Raw genomic sequence first — 21,269 nt, 5'->3', positions numbered from 1 at the left:
ATAAAAATACCGGCCCTGGAGCCGGTATTTATTTGCCGGGTGGCGCTACGCTTGCACGGGCCTACAAAACCTGTAGGCCGGGTAAGCGCAGCGCCACCCGGCGCATCACTTCCCTTTCAACGCCAGCGGATTCAGCTTCAGCGTCTGATAATGGTTCACCCATGAAGAGTATTTCTCCGGAGCGGACCACACACGATGATGCAAACGCGCCATGGTCACAGGGTCGCTCAGCAGCACCAGACGACGATCGCGGTTCAGCTTCTCCGGCGTCTCGTTCAGCGCCTGCTCAACGTGACGATCGCGGGCGATCTCCAGCACACGGCTGGCACGGTGACGGGCTGTCGCCATCGCGATAGCCAGGGCGTTGAATGACGGGTTAAACACCGCGTGCATAAAGCCATCTTCCAGCGAACGGCTGCGATTGAGCTCCAGATAGCGATCGGTATCCACCAGCACCTGCGGCGGTGAATACTCTTCCGGGATCAGGAACAGCTTCCAGCGTTTGGTGCGCAGACCCACCGTCGAGCGGCTGGAGATCACCGACACGAACGGCGACAGGATCAGCGAGAAGACAATCGGTGCCAGCCAGAACAGGAAGCGCAGATCCAGCCACGCCATGCCCACCGCCCAGACCAAACCCAACAGCATCTGGGAACCGTGACGCATAAAGGCTTCGCTCCACGGGGTGGAGTCGTCATCACGCTGCGGCGAGTTCCAGACCACTTCCCAGCCGAGGAACGCGCTGACCACGAAGACGGTATGGAACAGCATACGCACCGGCGCCAGCAGCACGGAGAACAGCACTTCCAGCAGCAGGGAGAGGGTCACGCGGAAGAAACCGCCGTACTCCTTCGAGCCCTTGCACCAGATCAGCACGATACTCAGCAGCTTCGGCAGGAACAGCAGCACCATCGTCGAGGCAAAGAGCGCTATCGCCAGCTCAGGACGCCACTGCGGCCACACCGGGAACAGCTGGCGCGGCTGCAGGAAGTACTGCGGCTCGGTCAGGGCGTGAACCACCTGCAACGCGGTCGACAGGGCCAGGAACATAAACCACAGCGGCGCGGAGAGGTAGGACATCACGCCGGTCAGGAACACGGCACGGTGTACCGGGTGCATCCCTTTCACGAGGAACAGACGGAAGTTCATCAGGTTCCCGTGACACCAGCGGCGGTCACGCTTCAGTTCATCCAGCAGGTTCGGCGGCAGCTCTTCATAGGAGCCCGGCAGGTCGTAGGCGATCCACACCCCCCAACCGGCACGACGCATCAGCGCGGCTTCCACGAAGTCGTGCGACAGGATCGAGCCCGCAAACGAGCCTTCACCCGGCAGCGGCGCCAGCGCACAGTGCTCAATGAACGGCTGGACGCGGATAATGGCGTTATGACCCCAGTAGTGCGACTCACCCAGCTGCCAGAAGTGCAGACCGGCGGTAAACAGCGGTCCGTACACGCGGGTAGCAAACTGCTGGCAACGGGCGTACAGCGTGTCCATGCCCGACGCTTTTGGCGACGACTGGATGATCCCGGCATTCGGGTTAGCTTCCATCAGGCGCACAAGGCCCGTCAGACACTCACCGGTCATCACCGAGTCGGCATCCAGCACCACCATGTAGCTGTACTGATTGCCCCAGCGACGGCAGAAGTCATCGATGTTGCCGCTTTTACGCTTCACGCGACGGCGACGACGGCGGTAGAAGATCTGCCCTTCGCCCTGCACTTCGGCAATCAGCTCCATCCACGCCTTCTGTTCTGCCACGCAGATGTCCGGGTCGTAGCTGTCACTCAGGATGTAAACGTCGAAGTGTTCGGCGTTGCCGGTAGCTTTCACCGACTCCCAGGTGGCGCGCAGGCCGGCGAAGACACGATCCACGTCTTCGTTACAGATAGGCATGATCAGCGCCGTACGGTGTTCAGGATTAAGGGGTTCATCCCCTACCGTCGAGTGGGAAATGCTGTACTTATCCCGGCCTATCAACAGCTGCAGGAAGCCCATCAGCGCGGTCCAGAAACCGGCCGATACCCAGCAGAAGAGAATGGCGAACAGCAGCAGGATGCCGCTTTGCAGAATGTACGGCAGCAGCTGCATAAACGACACCAGCAGATCCTGGTCGAACATATCGGCAGGATTGATCAGCGCCCAGCCCTGGTAAGGCAGAATGGTCTTCATATACCAGGTGGCGACGACGGTCTGCGCGATGGTCAGCAGCAGCAGGATGTAGCGGCGAATACTCCCGACGGTACGCCATTTTTCCTCGCTGGCCTGCTGCTCTTTAGACAGGCGAGAGAGGTAGCGCGGGTTGGTGTCGCGACCGCGCAGGCGATCCCAGAAACGGCCCACCGGGTTGGTGCGCCACGGATCCGGGAACATCGAGGAGCGCGTCGCTTTCGGCATCGCCTCAAGCTGGGCGCGCCCTTCGTCATCGCGAATCAGCTGGCCTTCGGCCAGTGAATCGGGCCAGGCCTGCTCGAGACGGCTTTTCACCGAGCCCAGCGGGGTATCATCTTCACGGGTAAACGGATGATGATCGGCATCCAGCGCGGTATGAACCGCACTGATGTCACCCTTCGGCAGTGCCGCCTTCTCGATATCGGTCAGCGGCATGGCATCGATATACTCAGTTATCTTATTCATTGGCAGGTAGCTGATAGCTCCAGGTTTCACTCAACGGCTGGTCTGCGTTCACCAGAGCGGCGCGCATTTCAGTCGGCTGTTTCGCGTCTTTTACCTTCACGCGCAGGGTTAAACGCCAGCCTTTGGTGACCGGGTTATAACGCACGCTGTTCTCAACGATTTCGCCGTTATCACCAATGCTCGCCTGAGCGGTGACCGGGGTTTCCGGTGCCAGTTTTTTCATATCCTGGCCGGTGAAATCGACAACAAACGCGATGGTGCCATCAGGCTGGCGAATCAGATTAGACTGTTTCACATCACCCGTTGAACGGCGGGTCTGCAGCACATACGCGCTTTCTGGCGCATGCAGCTTGTCTTCATCGCGGCTCATGGTGATGCTGTAGTTGAAGTTCATCTCTTTGCCGGCTTCCGGCAGCTGGTCCGGCGTCCAGTAGGCGACGATGTTGTCGTTGGTTTCGTCGTTGGTCGGGATCTCTACCAGCTCAACTTTACCTTTGCCCCAGTCGCCTTTCGGAGTGATCCAGGCGCTCGGGCGCAGATCGTAACGATCGTCCAGATCTTCAAAGCGGGAGAACTGACGACCGCGCTGCAGCAGACCAAACCCCTGCGGGTTTTCCATGCTGAAGCTGCTTACCGCCAGGTGTTTCGGGTTGTTCAGCGGACGCCAGATCCACTCGCCGTTTCCGGCCAGGATCGACAGACCGTTAGAGTCATGCAGTTCCGGGCGGAAGTTGCTGACTGAAGACGGCTGGTTTGGCCCGAACAGGAACATACTGGTCAGCGGCGCTACGCCCAGTTTGCCAACCTTGTCGCGCAGATAGACTTTAGACTGCACGTCGACCACGGTATCGCGGCCCGGAATAATCACAAAGCGATAGGCGCCGGTTGCACGCGGGGAGTCCAGCAGCGCATAGATGGTCAGGCGTTTGTCCGTTGGTTTTGGACGCTCGATCCAGAACTCGCGAAAGCGCGGGAACTCTTCTCCGGAAGGCAGGGCGGTATCAATCGCCAGACCACGCGCAGAGAGGCCGTAAACCTGGCCGCCGCCGATCACACGGAAATAGCTTGCCCCCAACATGCTGACAATTTCGTCGTTTTTATCTTTACTGTTGATGGGATAAAGCACTTTAAAGCCCGCGAAGCCCAGATCTTTCACGGTGTCTTTGTCGTGTTGTACGTTGCCGAAATTGAAATAGTCCGGGCTATACTTGATTTTGCGTACCGCGTTAGAGGTCACTTCATTAATGGTGACCGGCGTGTCGAAGTACATCCCCTGATGATAAAACTCGAGCTTGAACGGGGTCTTAATTTTATTCCAGTACGCTTTATCGTGATTAAACTGGATCTGCTGATAGTCCGCATATTTCATGTCGCGGAAAACGGAGGGTAAGTTACTTTTTGGCGCTTCGTACCCTTTACCGGCCATCGATTTTGCCTGTTTTGCGACGTCGTCGATGGTAAAGGCCAGGGCCGATGAGGTATACAGAGACAACAGGACTGCCGCTCCTAACCAACGCATTTTCATCATTTGTGGTTTATGTTTCATAATAAGTAAGCACTTCCCCCTTTGTGTGCTTATATCGATCCGATCCATTTTAATGGAAAATCAGGCATTCCGACAACATAATCACCGCTTTGTTCAGCGTGCTGGCTCATGGATTAAGCAAGTGAAAGTAACCCGTTTTCACTTTGCGTGCTTATCCTGGAGACAGTGTGTCAGACTTCGTGTAGGGTTGGCACCGAATGTAAACACTATTGGTCTTAGGGATAAGACGAAAAGTCTGAGAATGCGCAACGTTATATGAGTACCGTACCCGCACAACGCGAATATTTCCTTGATTCTATCCGGGCCTGGCTCATGCTGCTGGGGATCCCGTTTCACATTTCCTTGATTTATTCGAGCCACGTCTGGCACGTCAATAGTGCGGAGTCGTCATGGTGGCTGACGCTGTTTAACGATTTTATCCACTCCTTCCGGATGCAGGTCTTTTTCGTTATTTCGGGCTACTTCTCTTACATGCTTTTTTTGCGCTACCCGCTTAAGCGCTGGTGGAAAGTGCGCGTGGAGCGCGTCGGCATTCCGATGCTTACCGCCATTCCCCTGTTGACGCTGCCGCAATTCATTATGCTGCAGTATGTCAAAGGCAAAGCCGACACCTGGCACAGCCTGTCGCTGTACGATAAATACAACACGCTGGCCTGGGAGCTGGTCTCGCACCTGTGGTTCCTGCTAGTGCTGGTGGTGATGACCACCGTCAGCCTGTGGCTGTTCAGCCGTATGCGCCATCATCTGAGCGCCCGCTCGGACGCGTTTTTTGCCGATATCAGCTGGGGCAAACTGTCAGTGCTGTTTCTGGTGCTGGGTATCGCCTATGCCGCGCTGCGCCGCACGCTGCTCATCGTCTGTTCGCCGATCCTCAGCGATGGCCTGTTCAATTTTGTGGTGATGCAGACCCTGTTCTACCTGCCATTCTTCCTGATCGGCGCGCTGGCGTTTGTCCATCCGAAGCTGAAAGCCCTGTTCACCACGCCGTCGCGTGGCTGCACTCTCGGGGCGCTGCTGGCGTTTATCGCCTATCTGCTCAACCAGCGTTATGGCAGCGGCGATGCGTGGATGTATGAAACCGAAAGCGTGATCACCATGCTGCTGGGTCTGTGGATGGTCAACGTGGTCTTTGCCCTGGGTCACCGCCTGCTGAACTTTAAATCCGCGCGCGTCACCTATTTCGTTAACGCCTCGCTGTTCATCTATCTGGTGCACCATCCGTTGACGCTGTTCTTTGGCGCGTACATCACGCCGCATATCAGCTCAAACCTGCTCGGCTTTATCTGCGGCCTGGTCTTTGTGGTAGGGATTGCGATTGTGCTCTATGAAATCCATCTGCGTATTCCGCTGCTGCGCTTCCTGTTTTCGGGCAAACCGGCCACGAAAGCGAATAACACCCCGCAGGCCACCAGCTAAGCATTTTTGCGCCGGTCACTGAACCGGCGCGTCATCACAGCAGCCACTCTACCGGCAGCCAGTAAACCAGACGCACCAGAACCCGCTGCCAGAAGCGGGTTTTGGGCTCCTTTTTATGCACGATCTCCTGCCCGTCCTTGCGCTCGATCCAGTTCAGACGCCCGAGCTTATCCAGCCGAATTTGCCAGGCTTCGTGACGCTGGCTGCGCACGAACCGGGTATGGATCAGTCTCGCCAGCTTCTCGCTCTCGATGACAAAACCCATCTCGGTATTGAGCATGGTGGAGCGGGGATCAAAGTTGAGCGAACCAATAAACACTTTCTCGCCGTCGACGCTGAACGTCTTGGCATGCAGGCTGGAGCCGGAGTTCCCGGTGATCCCGCGGTCGTGCGCCGGCGGGACACCGTCCTGGGTGGGCTTCAGCTCATAAAGCTCGATGCCGTGACGAAGCAATTTTTTGCGCCAGCGGGCGTAGCCGGCATGAACCACAGAGACGTCGTTGGCGGCCAGGGAGTTGGTCATGATGGCAACCTTAACCCCTTTGCGCACCATCTGCAGCAGCAGCGCCACCCCGGCCCGGGTCGGCACAAAATAGGCCGAGATAATCGTAATTTGCTCCACCGGTGAGCCCATCACGTCCAGTAAACGCTGCGGCAGCAGGGAGTGGCGTTTCGCCCTGCCCTGCCCTTTACGCGGATCGTCGCTAAGCAGCCGGGTTTTTGCCCAGATCAGCGGTAAATTGCCCGCTTCAAGATTGGTAATAAAGTCGCTGGACTGGAGTTTATCCAGATAGCGTCGGGTAATATCGTCCCGGTACCACTCCTCCGGCGGATGAATTTTATCCTCGATTTCGGCTTCAGAGAGTTCCAGAACCTGCTGGAGCGTGGAGACCGACGCGCAGTTCCAGTAACGCTCAAAATCATCCGCGACGTCCTGCACCACGGGGCCGGTCGCCATCACATCCAGATCGGAAAAGAGCGGCTCTTCGCCCGCGCCAAAATAGGCATCGCCGACGTTGCGTCCGCCAATGATGGTGACCTCGCCGTCGACGGTAAAACTCTTGTTGTGCATCCGGCGGTTAAGTCGCGCGAAATCGGTGAGATAACCCAGCGCGCGCAGGGTGCGGAAGGAGAAAGGATTGAACAGCCGGACAGAGAAATTGGGATGGGCGTCCAGCAGGCGCAGGATGCTGTCCAGCCCCTGGGTGTTGTTATCATCGAGCAACAGGCGCACGCGTACCCCGCGCATGGCGGCGGACAATAGTACGGAAAACAACAGCCGTCCTGACATGTCGTCTTCCCAGATGTAGTACTGAACATCTAACGTCTTTTCCGCCATCTCCGCCAGCCGGTAGCGGCAGGCGAAGGCGTCAAGACTGTTATCAAGGGGAAGAAGGCCGCAAAGTCCAGGGTGAGCAGAGCTGACCGGCGCGATAGCACGCCCCAGTCGCGTATTATGCGTCGGTTTCCTGTCCTCGTTGGGTAAGCAGTCGCTGGTATAGCCGGGCATTTTCTTCATCATAACAGACAAAGTATACCCGCTCCGGCAGAGGCTTGCGGGTGAGATAATCCGAAACCGTATTTACGGCGATTTCTGCTGCTGCCGCACGGGGATAACCGTAAACGCCAGTGCTTATTGCGGGGAATGCCAGGGTGCGGTAACCGTTGGCTGCCGCCAGATTCAGGCTGTTGCGGTAGGCCTCTTCAAGGATACGTGCTTCATGCTGCTCTCCCCCATGCCAGACGGGTCCGACGGTGTGGATCACCGCTTTGGCGGGCAGATCGCCTGCGAGGGTAATCACCGCGTGCCCCGGGGCGCACTCGCCCTGCTGCTGGCGCACCAGCTTGCAGGCCTCAAGCAGAGCGGGTCCCGCCGCCCTGTGGATAGCGCCGTCCACGCCGCCCCCGCCCATTAAGGAAGGATTGGCAGCATTGACCACCACATCAACATGCAGCGTGGTGATATCACCATGAAAGACTTCAATTCGGGAGTACATAAGCAACCTCTGGATACCGCTTTTTTCTTAAGTGTATCGCAGAGGTTGGGTTGTGGCAGCCAGGTTGACAGAAAACGGCTCCGCCTTAGCGGTAATCAACCTGCACGATGGCGAGAGATTTTTGCGGGTTAATGTACTTCATGCTGACGGTGGCGCGGTCTGCAGCGGGAACATTGCCGTTGATCGCCTCCTGATAGCTTACCTGTTGGGTCGTCATCTTTTTATCCTGCGGGCAGGTAATGGACAACCTGTGTGAATCAGGCGTGATATTGCACGGGTCTTCAACAATCTGTCCGGTGAAATGAATAACATTGGCGAAAGCGGGAGCGAGCGTTACGGCAAACAAAGACGCTGCGGCAAGGGCATTACGGAACGTGACCATCGGTATACTCCTCAATGACAATCGTCCCTGATCCTTAAACAACGAGCCCTCACAGGGGCTATCGGCTGGCATCGACGACACCAGCAACATGAGAATAACAATGGAGTAACATTTTCGCCACATCAATTAATTTATTGATTTTATGAATATTTCAATCATTAGCCTTTAGACGGCGGCCACTGCTGTGATAAGTGCAGCGATTTCCCATCCGACACCGTCACAATGACGTTGACCTTGTCATTGGGCCCGGAATTGAGGGTCATGCGGGAAAGGTTGACCGTTTTATTAGCTGGCAATGAGACGGTGTTTTGCTGGCGCGAGGTGCTCTGCCCACCGGGGCCGCTGCGCGAGGTGAGGATCTGCACCTGGCATAAGCAGGGTTCCGTAACGGTCACCTGAGGAATAATAGTGACCATCTCACCTTCGGTGGAGGTCTGAAAGGTAATCTGACTGGTTAGCGCGGCAAGCAATAGAAGTGTATTCATCATTTTCTCCCAAAAAAAAACAGGGCCTCAGCCCTGTTTTTCGACGTTCAGCGGCAGTATTAGTACTGGCCAGCAGTCACGGTGTTGCCGAAGCCAACCTGAGTAATGTTAGCAGTAGCGCCGTTCATAGTTTGACGAAGATCGACTTCGTTACGGCCACCAGACTGGCTAACAGTCGCAGAGAGGTCACGACCGCTCCACTGGCTGATGGTCGCTTCGTTACCCTGGCCACGCTGGGTCAGGCTGATTTCGCTGCTGTCAGCGCCCTGAGACAGGTCAGCATCGTTACCGAAACCATTCTGACGAACAGTAATTTCAGACCCACGTGCATCGCTTTGCAAAGCGTCCACATTGTTACGGCCACCGTATTGATAAACGGTCAGCGATTCTGGGCTGACGTTGTTATTTCCGCCACCACCATGGTTATTACCCCATTGTGGAATAGAACCAGCCATAGCACTGCCAGAAACCACGATTGCTGCAATTACTGCCACTTTTAAAAGTTTCATTGTAAAGCCCCCATCGGATTGATTAATTATCGCCCAATAGCTAGCGTTGAATAACGCGAATCGCCATCTGCGACTGTCTCTGCACTACAACTGCCGTTTTTTGCGTACCATACTGCGTAATATTCGCTTTATTACCAGAACCTTTCTGAATAATCACTGCGGTATTACCATATGCACCTTGATTAATACTCGCATTGTTCGAGTTCCCTTTTTGATCTATATAGGCAAGGTTGTAACTGCCTGATTGATCAATGTTCGCCCGATTATTTCCGCCCTCCTGAGAAACGACAGATAACAATTTCTGACCTTGCTGTTGAACGTTGGCATTGTTATTCACGCCAGTTTGTCCAATGATAGCTGCCTGGTTATATGAGGATCTGCTTAGCTCATTAACCGCGAAATTGTATTCTGACGCTGCTAAATCAGTCGTTGCGAAAACAAATCCAGGTGCACCCAGTAATGTCAACATCAATAACAATTTGTTCTTCATGTTATCACCCTGGACCTGGTGGTATAATAACTGCGTTAACAAGAACAAATATTTTGTTAACCCGGCGTTACGATGAAGAGTATGTCTGCCGAAACAATTTTAATATCTCACCCGCCAGTTGTATTTTTATTCTTTCGTTCACCCCAAAGTATTAAATAAAATTAAATACTGTGGCGATACAACGATTTTAGAGGGGTGCAAAAAGCGTCTTTTTCAGTTTGCAAAAATCAAAATCGTCAATTTGGCAGATTTGCCGTTTCGTCTGCTCTGCAGAAGGGAAAACGGATATATCCATGATTGCGTGACAAACCTCGTGATTTCTTAAGACGTTTACACATTGTAAAAATAGACTTAGCTTTTTGAACAAGCTCATACCTGACTACACATATTGACAAAATAATATAACCTATAAAAATCATAAACATATCGTTATTTGTATGATTTTTAAAATGTGTGCATCAATAACAATGTGTACAACTTTTTAATGATTCCTAAGCAATTCATGAACTCATTTTTTACAAAGTAATATTGATTTTTACATCTTGTTACAAGTTTAACACTTGCTTTAAAAATCGTAATAGCTAGATTGAAAACAGAAGTTCGGCATTGTTAATTTTATTTTCCCTTCTCTCAAGGGATATGGTCTTTCTTCTACACACAGCAGTGCACATCTGTCAGTACTTCTGGTGCCCCCAATATATATTGGGGGCAGCTGCCAGATGTTCAAAAAAGGGGTTTCATCATGTTTAATGAAGTCCAAAGCTTGCATGGTCAGACTTTATTGTTAGTCACCAAACCTTCTTTACAGGCGACAGCTTTACTACAGCATTTAAAGCATAGCTTAACGTTGAGCGGAAAATTGCATAGCATTCAACGCTCTTTCGATGACATTGCTCCTGGCAGCATTATTCTTTTCGATATGATGGAAGCGGATAAAAAACTTATCCAATACTGGCAAGATATTTTAAGCAGGAAAAACAACAATATCCGTGTATTGTTGTTAAATACTCCTGAAGAATACCCATTCAGGGATATTGAAAGTTGGCCACATATCAACGGTGTCTTTTATGTCAACGAGGACGAGACACGCGTGGTGGATGGCCTGCAGGGAGTACTGCGTGGGGAATGCTATTTTTCGCAGAAACTTGCCAGCTACCTCATCACGCATTCCGGAAATTATCGCTATAACAGTTCAGAGTCCGCTTTGCTGACCCATCGCGAAAAAGAGATTCTGAATAAATTACGTATAGGTGCTTCAAATATTGAAATCGCCCGTTCGTTATTTATCAGCGAAAATACGGTTAAGACCCATCTTTATAATCTTTTCAAGAAGATAGCTGTCAAAAACCGGACTCAGGCGGTTTCATGGGCGAATGATAACCTCAGGCGTTAACAGTATGAAACGCACAATGAGTTGGATTACCGCAGCAGGCCTGTGGCTTGCTGCCGGGAATCTTCATGCGGTTGAAGTTGAGATACCTGGATTGTTAACTGACCACACCGTCTCGGCTGTCGGCCATGCTTTCTATCGTGGCTTTAGCGACAAATGGGAAAGTGACTATCCCGGTAACTTAACGATCAATGAACGGCCCAGTGCACGATGGGGAAGCTGGATCACAATAACGGTTAATCAGGACGTTATTTTCCAGACCTTCTTATACCCCTCGAAAACTGACCTGGATAAAAACGTGGTCTTTGCTCTGGCTCAAACCGAAGAGGCATTAAATCGTCTGCAGATCGATAAGGCTCTGCTGAGTACCGGCGATTTAGCGCAAGACGAATTTTAATTCGGAGGCATTCATGCGTGTTGTCCATGCAGTTGTAGCTTTAATGCTAATTCCATCTCTGAGTTGGGCCGGAAATATGACCTTCCAGTTCCGCAACCCGAACTTTGGTGGAAACCCAAATAACGGATCTTTCCTTTTAAACTCGGCGCAGGCGCAAAACTCCTATACGGATCCAAGCTCTGATGATTTTGGTATTGAAACCCCGAGCGCGCTGGATAACTTTACCCAGGCAATTCAGGCCCAGGTTCTGGGCGGACTGCTTACCAATATTAATACCGGCACACCCGGCCGTATGGTGACCAGCGACTTTATTGTCGACATCGCCAATGCGGACGGTCAAATGCAGCTGAACGTGACAGACCGGAAAACGGGGAAAACCTCCACCATTCAGGTTGCGGGCTTGCAAAACAATTCTACCGACTTTTAAAAAATGTCGAGATAAGGACAATAATCATGCAGCGCTTTCTCCTCCTTGTTGCAGTGTGCTTATTGAGCGGTTGTTTAACTGCTCCGCCGAAAGAAGCAGCGAAACCGACATTAATGCCTCGCGCCCAGAGCTATCGTGATTTAACCAAATTGCCATTGCCAACGGGTAAGATTTACGTGTCGGTTTATAATATTCAGGATGAAACCGGGCAATTTAAACCGTATCCGGCAAGTAACTTCTCAACGGCTGTACCGCAAAGCGCCACCGCCATGCTGGTCACTGCGTTAAAAGATTCTCGCTGGTTTATTCCTCTGGAACGCCAGGGTCTGCAGAACCTGCTCAACGAACGTAAGATCATTCGTGCTGCGCAGGATAACGGTACCGTAGCGATGAACAACCGTATTCCGTTGCATTCGCTTACGGCAGCGAACGTCATGGTTGAAGGTTCGATTATCGGCTACGAAAGTAACGTGAAATCGGGCGGTGTGGGGGCCCGTTACTTCGGTATCGGCGGCGATACGCAGTACCAGCTTGACCAGATTGCGGTGAACCTGCGTGTGGTCAACGTCAGTACCGGCGAAATCCTGTCGTCCGTTACCACCAGCAAAACAATTCTCTCGTACGAAGTGCAGGCCGGGGTGTTCCGCTTCATCGACTACCAGCGTCTGCTGGAAGGCGAAATCGGCTATACCTCTAACGAGCCGGTCATGCTCTGCCTGATGTCAGCAATAGAAACCGGGGTGATCTTCCTGATTAACGACGGTATCGATCGCGGACTGTGGGACCTGCAAAACAAAAACGAAGTGAAAAACGATATTCTGGTGAAATACCGCGAGATGTCGACGCCGCCAGAATCCTGACAGAAAGCGCATTAAAAAGGCGAGACCCGGGTCTCGCCTTTTTTTATTTGCTCAGCGCCGTGACGTTGCGCGTTCGTTCCCGTCGCGCCGCCAGCCACAGTCCGCTGTTTTTCATGGCGTAACCAAACACCAGCCCCAACGCCAGCGAAGGCACCACCAGCTTCCAGTCCCCCTGCCCTGCAAAGGTGGCGCAGGCCCCCATAAAGGTGCCAGGGACAAATGACAGCAGCAGATGTTTTGCCTGAATGCACATCAGAAACGCCACCACGCCGGTCATGACGTAGCCCAGGATTTCCAGATGCGGTGCCAGCGCGCTGCCGTGGATGATAATCATCGCCCAGGCCACGCCGCTCATTAGGGTACATGCCGAGATAAACAGCCCCTTCACGCCGCCCTGCGGGCAGGCAAAGTAGGCCGTGCAGCCGAGGAAGCCCGCCCAGCTGAGGAGTCCGAGAGAGACGGCAACCCAACCCCATATCCCGGAGAGGATGCCTGTCGTGATTGCGATAGAGAGTAGTATGTTCATGGCGCGCATCTTAGCAGATACGCGGCCATGAAATGCGATCAGGAACACATAATATGCAAATTGAGATTTGCTGTTACATGTAAAGAGTGATCTAAATCACTCTTCATTCTCTTCCTGCAGTTCGTCCCACATAGCGGCAATGGCGTCACGGGTGAGTGGCGCCATGGTGCGCCAGAATGGAGTGGTGGCATGCGCTTCGACCTTACCGAGAAACGCCCCGCACCACGGCAGGATGTACTCCCCAAACAGGGTTTCCAGCGCCTCGTTTTCATCTTCCGCCGCATGATCTTCAATCCACGAGGCCGCCAGCAGCAGCGTACCGATATGATCGGCCGGGGTATCGGTCAACGGCATCCCGCGTGCAGAGAGAAACGCGCGCACTTCGGCTTCGGTTGCGCCCTCTTCCCATGCGGAGCGATACGGCGACACGCGGCACTCTTCGCCCACAAACAGCGCATTGTAATCAGCGGCCACCTGCTGCATATCACAGCTGTTCTGCAGACGCTGCAACAGCTCATCCTGCTCAAGCGGCCAGTTCTGGGCCAGCTTGCCTTCGCGGATCAAGGTTAACAGCGGCACCAGCAGCGGATCCTGCGGCTGGCGATAGTAAAGAGAACCCAGTACGCGACAGAGGATGGAAAACTCGTTCATTTAATTAGTCCATTACACAGTTAAAATTCGGCAAATTCAGCAATTGGCGCCATGCCGCGCGACTCGAGGAAATCCAGCATCCGGCGCGGCGTGACGTTCAGAATGCGATCTTCCGGGAAGTCTACATCGTCGAGGACTTTGCGGCATTCGCTAAAATCACCCAGCGTGAAGGCAGTGTGGGAATCCGACCCCAGCGCCACATAGCCACCGGCCTCCTTCACCGCCGCCGCTACTGCCCGGCAGTTCGCTTCACTGCCCTTGCGGGAGTGAATAAAGGAGGAGTTGTTGATCTCCAGCGCCACGCGATGCTCTGCCGCCGCCCGGGCGACAGCCTGAATGTCGATGGGATATTTCGGGTTACCCGGATGGCTGATGATATGTACGTTACCGCTGGCGATAGTGGCGATCATCGCCTCGGTGTTGGTCGCCCGATCCTGAGGCGCGAAAACCGGCTCGTGAAAACCGGCGAGGATCAGATCCAGAGAGGTGAGCATCGGGCCGGTACAGTCAATTTCACCCTGGGTGTTTTTGATATTGGCTTCAATGCCGCGCAGGATCCCGACGCCGTCCACCACCCGTGGCCAGATGCGCATATTCACAAAGTGCCAGTAGTGCGGCGCATCAGCCATATCCGGGCCATGATCGGTGATCGCAAAGAGTTTGATGTGCTTTTGTTTAGCCTGGGCGATGTAGTCATGAAGGTTGCTGTAGGCGTGGGTACTGGCGACGGTGTGCATATGCAGGTCAACGGGGTACATCGTTCTCTCCTCTCGTGTTTCCCAAAGGATAGCAGTTATCCCGGGCGTTTATTAGCAAAAACCCGGCAATCGCCGGGTTTGACTCAGTAACCGCGCTGTCTGTCGACCTGCCCGGTGACCTGCTCGCCCTTCTCCAGTTGGAAGATGGTGCGGGCAATATAGTCGATGGCTTCTGCCGGACGCGTCACTGCTGCAATGTGCGGCGTCATCGCCACGCGCGGGTGCGCCCACAGGGCATTGTCAGCGGGTAACGGCTCTTTGCTGTAGACATCCAGCATCGCGCCTTTCAGCTTGCCGCTCTCAAGCGCCGCCAGCAGATCGGCCTCCACCACGTGTACGCCGCGCGCCAGGTTCATCAGATAGCTGTTATCCGCCAGCTGGCTGATAAGGTTTTTATTGATGATGCCGACGGTTTCAGCCGTATTCGGCAGCAGGTTAATCAGCACCCGCGTGCCCTGTAAAAACTGCGGCAGTTCTTCTTTCCCGGCAAAGCTGGTGACGCCAGGGTAGCTCTTGCGGGTACGGCTCCAGCAGCGCAGCGGGAAGCCCCAGGGAGCCAGCGCCTCGGCCACTTTCGATCCCAATACCCCGGCGCCGAGAATGCCAATGGTAAATTCTTCGCGCGGGTAATCGGCCAGCGGTTCCCAGCGAGCCTGCTTTTTCAGCGCCTGATAGTCGTCGAACCGGCGGAACCAGTGCAGCACCTGGCTTACGGCATACTCCTGCATCTGCTGGCCCATACCTGTGTCTTCGAGGCGGAACAGAGGGATCGACTCCGCCAGCATTTCCGGGTGCGCCTTGAGCTTGCTGAGGATCGAGTCCACCCCGGCCCCGAGGGCAAATACCGCTTTCAGGTTACGGCCCTGCAGCATTTCAACTGGCGGATGCCACACCAGAGCGTAATCTGCCGGTTCATTATCGCCGCGCTTCCACTCCCGTACCCGCGCGCCCGGCAGCGCCGCCGAGAGTGTTTTTATCCAGTAAGCGTTATCAAATGTCGGGTGGTAAAAAATAATGTCCATTGCGATTGCCTTCTGTTGCGCTGTTTTACGTTCATTTTCAACTGCATTGCAGCATAACAAAATTTGCGACCGGGGTGTTGTTGATAAAAAAGGCGCTTTCAGCGCAATTAAAAATCATGTTGGTTGAAGTTTGTCTTAACGCGCTAATTTACTGAAAAAGTTGATTGACGTCAGTCAGGCTTTTCCTTACATTAGCGCCCGTCCCGGCAGCAACGGGATAACAATATGGTGAGGTGTCCGAGTGGCTGAAGGAGCACGCCTGGAAAGTGTGTATACGGCAACGTATCGGGGGTTCGAATCCCCCCCTCACCGCCATATTTAAAGAAGAGCTCGCATGAAAATGCGGGCTTTTTTTTCGCATAGTGCACGCCTGCAGGGGGGATGAGAACCCCCGACCGAGGGTTCGACAACTGGCGAAGCCAGTTGGACAGACTGAGAGCGCAGCGAACAGGCTGCCCGCAGGGCGAGCGCAGCGAGTCAATCCCCCCCTCACCGCTATATTTAAAGAAGAGCTCGCATGAAAATGCGGGCTTTTTTTTCGCATAGTGCACGCCTGCAGGGGGGGATGAGAACCCCCGACCGAGGGTTCGACAACTGGCGAAGCCAGTTGGACAGACTGAGAGCGCAGCGAACAGGCTGCCCGCAGGGCGAGCGCAGCGAGTCAATCCCCCCCTCACCGCCATATTCGAGATGAGAGCTCGTACGCAAGTACGGGCTCTTTTCTTTTATATTCTCCCGGAGCCAGATGCGGCACCGTGCGGGCTGGGCCCCTCACCCTGACCCTCTCCCCAAAGGGGAGAGGGGAAAAAAGCGACGGGTGGCGCTTCGCTTACCCGACCTATAAAATCAAAACCTGACCCCCAATCATTCCTCCACCATCCTCGCATACTCCTCCGTCAAAAAATCCACCAACGTTCTGACTGACGGCAACAGCCCGCGCCGTGAGGGATAAACCGCGTGAATAACTTCCCGCCGCGGCTCCCATGCCTCCAGCACTTTTATTAACGCCCCGGACGCCAGCTGGTCTTTGACCATCAAAATGGGTAACTGCACCAGCCCTACCCCCTCCATCGCTGCTTCACGCAGCGCCAGCATGTCGGTGGTAATAAGGCGCGGCTGAAAATGGACCTCGGCCTTTGCCCCTTCGGGCCCGCTTAACGCCCACTTATGGATCTGCCTCCCCTCCCCCAGACTCAAGCCGGGCCAGGCACTGAGCTCCGACGGCATTGTCGGCACACCCAGGCGCTGAATCAGCTCTGGCCCCGCCACCAGGCAATGCCCCCTGTCGGCCAGCACCCGCAGGACCAGATCGCTGTCGTCAAACGGACGAGGACGCACCCGGATGGCTACATCAATGCCCTCTGCCACCAGGTCCACCCGCCGGTTAGTCGCTTCCAGCTGCAGATTAATGCCGGGATAGCGCGCCATAAACCTTGCCAGCATCGGCCCAACGTGAACGTGCAGCAGCGTGACCGGGCAGGTGATCCGCACCATGCCGCGCGGTTCAGCCTGCAACGCCGCGACCGCCTCTTCCGCCGCCTCGGCCTCCACCAGCATCGCCTTGCAGTGCTGATAGAAGGTCTGCCCCACCTCCGTCACCGTAAACTGGCGCGTGGTTCGCTGGATCAGACGCACGCCCAGCCGCGCCTCAAGCTGGGCTATCCGTCGGCTGAGCCGGGATTTTGGCAGATCGAGCGCCCGACCTGCCGCCGCAAAGCCACCGTGATCGACCACTTTCACAAACCACACGAAATCATTGAGATCCTGCATCACGCCCTCATCGTTCCATAAACAGAACAGTGCAACTTATTTTCACTATCTACCGGGATATTAAACCTGAATATAAGCTAATTACATCAACAGAACATCAGGAGAACACCATGAAAAACGTTACAGGCATTTATACCGCACCCCGTCAGCACTGGGTTGGCGACGGTTTCCCGGTGCGTTCGATGTTTTCTTACCAGACACAGGGTGAGCCGCTGAGCCCGTTTTTACTGCTCGATTATGCCGGACCTTACACCTTCCCGGCGGATGGCGCAAAACGCGGCGTGGGTGAGCATCCCCACCGTGGCTTTGAAACGGTCACCATCGTCTATTCCGGCGAAGTGGAGCATCGCGACTCAACCGGTAAAGGCGGCGTGATTGGCCCGGGGGACGTGCAGTGGATGACGGCGGGCGCCGGCATTCTGCATGAGGAGTTCCACTCCAGCGCCTTTGCGCAGAAAGGCGGCGAGCTAAAAATGATGCAGCTGTGGGTCAACCTGCCCGCAAAAGACAAGATGGCGACACCGGGCTATCAGAGCATCACCAAAAGCCAAATTCCGGTGGTGACGCTGCCTGACAACAGCGGCTCACTGCGGGTGATCGCCGGTCGCTACGAAGAGACTACCGGCCCGGCGCACACTTACTCGCCGCTGAACGTCTGGGATCTCGCCCTGCGTCAGGGCAGCCATCTCACGCTGACTCAGCCTGAAGGCTGGAGCACCGCGCTGGTGGTGCTGGAGGGCAACGTGACGGTGAACGACACCGCAGAGGCAGGTGAAGCCCAGATGGCGGTGCTGAGCCAGCAGGGAGAGACGCTCCATCTGGAAGCCAGCAGCGACGCCAAAGTGCTGCTGATAGCCGGGGAGCCCCTGAATGAACCGATTGTGGGCTATGGCCCGTTTGTGATGAACAGTAAAAGCGAAATCGCCGAAGCCATTCGCGATTTCAATTCCGGCCGCTTTGGTCAGATCTGAATGTAATAAAGGAGAGAATCATGTCTACCCCCGCTAACTTTAACGGCGCACGTCCGGCGATTGATGTGAATGATGCAGTGATGCTGCTTATCGATCACCAGAGCGGCCTGTTCCAGACCGTCGGCGACATGCCGATGCCGGAACTGCGCGCCCGCGCCGCGGCGCTGGCGAAAATCGCCAGCCTGGCGAATATCCCGGTGATCACCACGGCCTCCGTGCCGCAGGGGCCAAACGGGCCGCTGATCCCGGAGATCCACGCCAATGCGCCGCATGCGCAGTACGTGGCGCGTAAAGGTGAGATTAACGCCTGGGACAACCCGGAGTTCGTGGCCGCCGTGAAGGCGACCGGACGTAAAACGCTGATTATCGCCGGGACCATCACCAGCGTCTGCATGGCCTTCCCGTCAATCAGCGCGGTGGCCGACGGCTATAAGGTGTTTGCGGTGATCGACGCATCGGGCACCTACAGCAAAATGGCCCAGGAGATCACCCTGGCGCGTGTGGTGCAGGCAGGCGTAGTGCCAATGGATACCGCCGCCGTCGCCTCGGAGATCCAGCGCACCTGGAATCGTGAAGATGCGGCGCAGTGGGCGGAAGTCTATACCCATATCTTCCCGGCGTATCAGCTGCTGATTGAAAGCTACGGCAAGGCGCAAGAGGTGGTGAAGAACGGTGAGGCGCTCGATTCACAGCGCTAATGGCTCGCTCCACGGCCTGAAAACCGTGGAGCTGCTTATTGCTTAACCGAACGCGCAGTAAAGCAGAAAATCTGCTTGACCGTTTTAGCCCGACTCCCTATAGTAGCGCCCCGTTGCCCCCGAGAGGAAAGGCAGCAAAACAATATGGTGAGGTGTCCGAGTGGCTGAAGGAGCACGCCTGGAAAGTGTGTATACGGCAACGTATCGGGGGTTCGAATCCCCCCCTCACCGCCATATTTAAAGAAGAGCTCGCATGAAAATGCGGGCTTTTTTTTTCGCATATTGCACGCCTGCAGGGGGGGATGAGAACCCCCGACCGGGGTTCGACAACTGGCGAAGCCAGTTGGACAGACTGAGAGCGAAGCGAACAGGCTGCCCGAAGGGCGAGCGCAGCGAGTCAATCCCTCCCGGTGCCAGATGCGGCACCGTGCGCGCTGGGCCCCTCACCCTAACCCTCTCCCCAAAGGGGCGAGGGGACAAAGCGTTACCCGGCCTCAATCCCGTAGGCCTGATAAGCGAAGCGCCATCAGGCATGTTCACGGAATCCAGCCCCCTAACCTTCTCACCGCCATATAAAAAAAGAGCCCGTACTTTCATACGGGCTCTTTTTGCACCATCAACTTAGTGTACGATTTCCCGACAGTGAAGATGTCTGACCCAGGCTCGCATTCTTTTCATCTTTACGGTCTTTAACCCAGTGATCGGCATTTTTAATCCCAAGTCGAATCGGATCAAATTGCGGATCGATACCTTGCGCCTTCTGGCTTTCATAATCTTTAAGACTGGCAAATGCTTTTTTATGTAAAAGAACAATTGCAATAATGTTAAGCCACGCCATCAGGCCGACCCCAATATCGCCCAACCCCCATGCCAGATCTGCAGTACGCACGGTGCCATATACCGTGGACGTTAACAGGCATATTTTCAGCAAGAACGTCAGCCACGGGCGGTGAATTTTACGGTTGATATACGCGATATTTGTTTCAGCAATATAGTAGTAGGCAATAATAGTGGTGAAAGCAAAGAAGAACAGCGCAATGGCAACGAAGTAATTACCAAAACCAGGCATCATGCTTTCCATGGCGGTCTGCACATAGCCAGGGCCCGCTGCCACGCCTGCAATCCCTGTATAGATTGCCGCGCCATCGACGCCCTGAACATTATACAACCCGGTAATCAACAGCATGAACCCGGTTGCGGAGCAGACGAACAGCGTGTCGATATAGACTGAGAAGGCCTGAACCAGGCCCTGTTTCGCCGGATGGCTCACTTCGGCCGCTGAGGAAGCATGTGGCCCTGTACCTTGCGCCGCCTCGTTGGAATATACCCCGCGCTTAACGCCCCACATTATTGCCTGCCCCAGAACAGCACCAAAGCCTGCTTCAAGGCCAAATGCGCTTTTCCAGATCAGCAGAATAACAGAAGGAAGTTGCTCAATATTAATGGCGATAATAACGCAGGCGACAATAATATAGCCGAGCGCCATAAAAGGAACGACCATGCTGCTAAAGCTGGCGATCCTTTTCACACCACCAAAAATAATGAAACTTAATAATATAGCCAATAATGCGGCGGTGACATTTGGATCGAGGCCAAAGGCAATATCCAGGCTGGCGCCAATAGAGTTTGCCTGTACACCGGGAAGTAATAAGCCGCAGGAGAAAATAGTCACAATAGCAAATAACCATGCGTACCATTTCACGCCCAAACCTTTTTCAATATAGAAGGCAGGACCGCCACGATATTCGCCGTTAATTTTTTCTTTATAAACCTGACCCAGAGTGGATTCAACAAAAGCGGAGCTGGCACCCAAAAACGCCACCATCCACATCCAGAATAGCGCTCCCGGCCCGCCAAAGGTAATGGCGGTTGCCACACCCGCGATGTTACCGGTCCCCACGCGCCCCGCCAGCGTCATTGTCAGTGCCTGAAACGACGATACGCCTGCATCCGTGGCACGCCCCTGGAACATCAGAGCCACCATATGTTTGACATGGCGTAATTGTAAAAAGCGACTACGCAGTGAGAAATAGAGGCCAACACCCAGGCATAAAAATATTAACGCCGGGCTCCAGATAACACTATTAATTGCACTAACCAGTTCGTTCATGTATGGCCCTCAGCGTGATGTTCCAGAGAAAAGTCTTCCCGGGAGTTTCTTTTTAGAATTGTGTTTGAATGACTACGAAACATAGATAATAGCCCGAAAGTTACCAACTTAATATTCGGCTGGCAGTAATGAATTGTGACAACATTCACGTTTAATTGATTATTTATAATTAGCCTGATCATGGTTTTCATACATATTTTGTGGGTATTACGAATTAATATCACACTTCT

The 21,269-nt window shown here is 54.3% G+C and carries 22 protein-coding genes, 2 tRNA genes and 1 other RNA gene; 11 read left to right on the top strand and 14 right to left on the bottom strand.

All coding sequences use genetic code 11. The annotated features are described in order from the left end of the window. Positions 1-105: 105 nt before the first annotated feature. Positions 106-2,634: a glucans biosynthesis glucosyltransferase MdoH gene (gene mdoH, locus FHN83_RS20245; RefSeq protein WP_039032333.1), complete on the bottom strand. Its 2,529-nt coding sequence runs from the start codon at positions 2,632-2,634 to the stop codon at positions 106-108. Continuing rightward, positions 2,627-4,162, bottom strand: coding sequence for a glucans biosynthesis protein MdoG (gene mdoG, locus FHN83_RS20240; RefSeq protein WP_138368617.1), 1,536 nt, complete (start codon positions 4,160-4,162; stop codon positions 2,627-2,629). The genes mdoH and mdoG overlap by 8 nt, the downstream gene beginning before the upstream one ends. A gap of 273 nt (positions 4,163-4,435) precedes the next feature. Here mdoG and mdoC point away from each other — a divergent pair, with 273 nt between their 5' ends. Further along, positions 4,436-5,596, top strand: a complete 1,161-nt coding sequence (gene mdoC / locus FHN83_RS20235; RefSeq protein WP_138368616.1) for a glucans biosynthesis protein MdoC — start codon at positions 4,436-4,438, stop codon at positions 5,594-5,596. A gap of 34 nt (positions 5,597-5,630) precedes the next feature. On the opposite strand, the gene FHN83_RS20230 is transcribed toward mdoC, so the two are convergent. The 6 genes from FHN83_RS20230 to csgB form a co-directional block, all read right to left on the bottom strand. After that, the gene (locus FHN83_RS20230; RefSeq protein ID WP_176556545.1) at positions 5,631-7,115 is read right to left on the bottom strand and encodes a phospholipase D family protein; all 1,485 of its coding nucleotides are present in this window, start codon (positions 7,113-7,115) and stop codon (positions 5,631-5,633) included. Then, entirely contained in the window at positions 7,051-7,593 is a 543-nt protein-coding gene (gene ymdB, locus FHN83_RS20225; RefSeq protein WP_039032330.1) for an O-acetyl-ADP-ribose deacetylase, read from the bottom strand. The genes FHN83_RS20230 and ymdB overlap by 65 nt, the downstream gene beginning before the upstream one ends. Before the next feature lie 85 nt (positions 7,594-7,678). Then, positions 7,679-7,810 carry a hypothetical protein gene (locus FHN83_RS28650; RefSeq protein WP_255296445.1) on the bottom strand — a complete coding sequence of 44 codons (132 nt, stop codon included), beginning with the start codon at positions 7,808-7,810 and terminating at the stop codon, positions 7,679-7,681. A gap of 323 nt (positions 7,811-8,133) precedes the next feature. Then, positions 8,134-8,460: a curli assembly chaperone CsgC gene (csgC, locus tag FHN83_RS20215; RefSeq protein ID WP_039032344.1), complete on the bottom strand. Its 327-nt coding sequence runs from the start codon at positions 8,458-8,460 to the stop codon at positions 8,134-8,136. 59 nt (positions 8,461-8,519) lie between these two features. Further along, positions 8,520-8,969 (bottom strand): curli major subunit CsgA, encoded by a 450-nt coding sequence (csgA, locus tag FHN83_RS20210; protein WP_039032328.1) that lies wholly within the window; start codon positions 8,967-8,969, stop codon positions 8,520-8,522. Positions 8,970-9,009: 40 nt separating this feature from the next. After that, on the bottom strand, positions 9,010-9,459 hold the full coding sequence (gene csgB, locus FHN83_RS20205) for a curli minor subunit CsgB (protein WP_039032327.1): 450 nt from the start codon (positions 9,457-9,459) through the stop codon (positions 9,010-9,012). A gap of 742 nt (positions 9,460-10,201) precedes the next feature. On the opposite strand from csgB, the gene csgD reads away from it, so the two are divergent. From csgD to csgG, 4 genes are read left to right on the top strand one after another with little or no spacing between them, the layout of a single operon-like run. Further along, entirely contained in the window at positions 10,202-10,852 is a 651-nt protein-coding gene (gene csgD, locus FHN83_RS20195) for a biofilm master transcriptional regulator CsgD (RefSeq protein WP_039032326.1), read from the top strand. Between the two features lie 4 nt (positions 10,853-10,856). Beyond that, entirely contained in the window at positions 10,857-11,246 is a 390-nt protein-coding gene (gene csgE / locus FHN83_RS20190; RefSeq protein ID WP_039032325.1) for a curli production assembly/transport protein CsgE, read from the top strand. A 13-nt stretch (positions 11,247-11,259) separates the two neighbouring features. Continuing rightward, complete coding sequence (gene csgF / locus FHN83_RS20185; RefSeq protein WP_039032324.1) at positions 11,260-11,673, top strand: curli production assembly/transport protein CsgF; 414 nt, start codon at positions 11,260-11,262, stop codon at positions 11,671-11,673. Between the two features lie 26 nt (positions 11,674-11,699). Then, on the top strand, positions 11,700-12,533 hold the full coding sequence (gene csgG / locus FHN83_RS20180; protein WP_039032323.1) for a curli production assembly/transport protein CsgG: 834 nt from the start codon (positions 11,700-11,702) through the stop codon (positions 12,531-12,533). Between the two features lie 43 nt (positions 12,534-12,576). On the opposite strand, the gene FHN83_RS20175 is transcribed toward csgG, so the two are convergent. The 4 genes from FHN83_RS20175 to ghrA all read right to left on the bottom strand — a co-directional run bounded on the left by FHN83_RS20175 (position 12,577) and on the right by ghrA (position 15,490). After that, positions 12,577-13,059 carry a DUF1097 domain-containing protein gene (locus tag FHN83_RS20175; RefSeq protein WP_139564747.1) on the bottom strand — a complete coding sequence of 161 codons (483 nt, stop codon included), beginning with the start codon at positions 13,057-13,059 and terminating at the stop codon, positions 12,577-12,579. A gap of 96 nt (positions 13,060-13,155) precedes the next feature. After that, positions 13,156-13,710, bottom strand: coding sequence for a TorD/DmsD family molecular chaperone (locus FHN83_RS20170; protein ID WP_139564746.1), 555 nt, complete (start codon positions 13,708-13,710; stop codon positions 13,156-13,158). 20 nt (positions 13,711-13,730) lie between these two features. Beyond that, the gene (locus FHN83_RS20165; RefSeq protein WP_039032320.1) at positions 13,731-14,468 is read right to left on the bottom strand and encodes a phosphatase; all 738 of its coding nucleotides are present in this window, start codon (positions 14,466-14,468) and stop codon (positions 13,731-13,733) included. An 83-nt stretch (positions 14,469-14,551) separates the two neighbouring features. Then, positions 14,552-15,490 (bottom strand): glyoxylate/hydroxypyruvate reductase GhrA, encoded by a 939-nt coding sequence (ghrA, locus tag FHN83_RS20160; RefSeq protein ID WP_139564745.1) that lies wholly within the window; start codon positions 15,488-15,490, stop codon positions 14,552-14,554. Between ghrA and FHN83_RS28645 the strand changes: the two genes are divergently transcribed. The 3 genes from FHN83_RS28645 (at position 15,483) to FHN83_RS20150 (ending at position 16,172) form a co-directional block, all read left to right on the top strand. Further along, complete coding sequence (locus FHN83_RS28645; RefSeq protein WP_255296444.1) at positions 15,483-15,617, top strand: hypothetical protein; 135 nt, start codon at positions 15,483-15,485, stop codon at positions 15,615-15,617. The genes ghrA and FHN83_RS28645 overlap by 8 nt on opposite strands. Positions 15,618-15,717: 100 nt before the next feature. Beyond that, positions 15,718-15,805, top strand: a tRNA-Ser gene (locus tag FHN83_RS20155). Positions 15,806-16,034: 229 nt separating this feature from the next. After that, positions 16,035-16,172, top strand: a non-coding RNA gene (locus tag FHN83_RS20150) — RtT sRNA. A gap of 182 nt (positions 16,173-16,354) precedes the next feature. On the opposite strand, the gene FHN83_RS20145 is transcribed toward FHN83_RS20150, so the two are convergent. Then, positions 16,355-17,260, bottom strand: a complete 906-nt coding sequence (locus FHN83_RS20145; RefSeq protein ID WP_139564744.1) for a LysR family transcriptional regulator — start codon at positions 17,258-17,260, stop codon at positions 16,355-16,357. Positions 17,261-17,370: 110 nt separating this feature from the next. On the opposite strand from FHN83_RS20145, the gene FHN83_RS20140 reads away from it, so the two are divergent. The 3 genes from FHN83_RS20140 (at position 17,371) to FHN83_RS20130 (ending at position 19,163) form a co-directional block, all read left to right on the top strand. Further along, positions 17,371-18,231 (top strand): pirin family protein, encoded by an 861-nt coding sequence (locus tag FHN83_RS20140; RefSeq protein WP_139564743.1) that lies wholly within the window; start codon positions 17,371-17,373, stop codon positions 18,229-18,231. Between the two features lie 20 nt (positions 18,232-18,251). Then, positions 18,252-18,929: an isochorismatase family protein gene (locus tag FHN83_RS20135; protein ID WP_138368607.1), complete on the top strand. Its 678-nt coding sequence runs from the start codon at positions 18,252-18,254 to the stop codon at positions 18,927-18,929. Positions 18,930-19,075: 146 nt separating this feature from the next. Then, positions 19,076-19,163, top strand: a tRNA-Ser gene (locus tag FHN83_RS20130). Positions 19,164-19,545: 382 nt separating this feature from the next. Here the strand turns inward: FHN83_RS20130 and FHN83_RS20125 are convergent. Continuing rightward, the gene (locus FHN83_RS20125; protein WP_139564742.1) at positions 19,546-21,039 is read right to left on the bottom strand and encodes an alanine/glycine:cation symporter family protein; all 1,494 of its coding nucleotides are present in this window, start codon (positions 21,037-21,039) and stop codon (positions 19,546-19,548) included. Positions 21,040-21,269: the final 230 nt, after the last annotated feature.

It is taken from the genome of Leclercia adecarboxylata (assembly GCF_006171285.1).
GTDB lineage: Bacteria > Pseudomonadota > Gammaproteobacteria > Enterobacterales > Enterobacteriaceae > Enterobacter > Enterobacter barmai.
The sequence above is the reverse complement of the archived record's forward strand: the minus strand, read 5'-3'. Positions and strand labels throughout refer to the sequence as shown.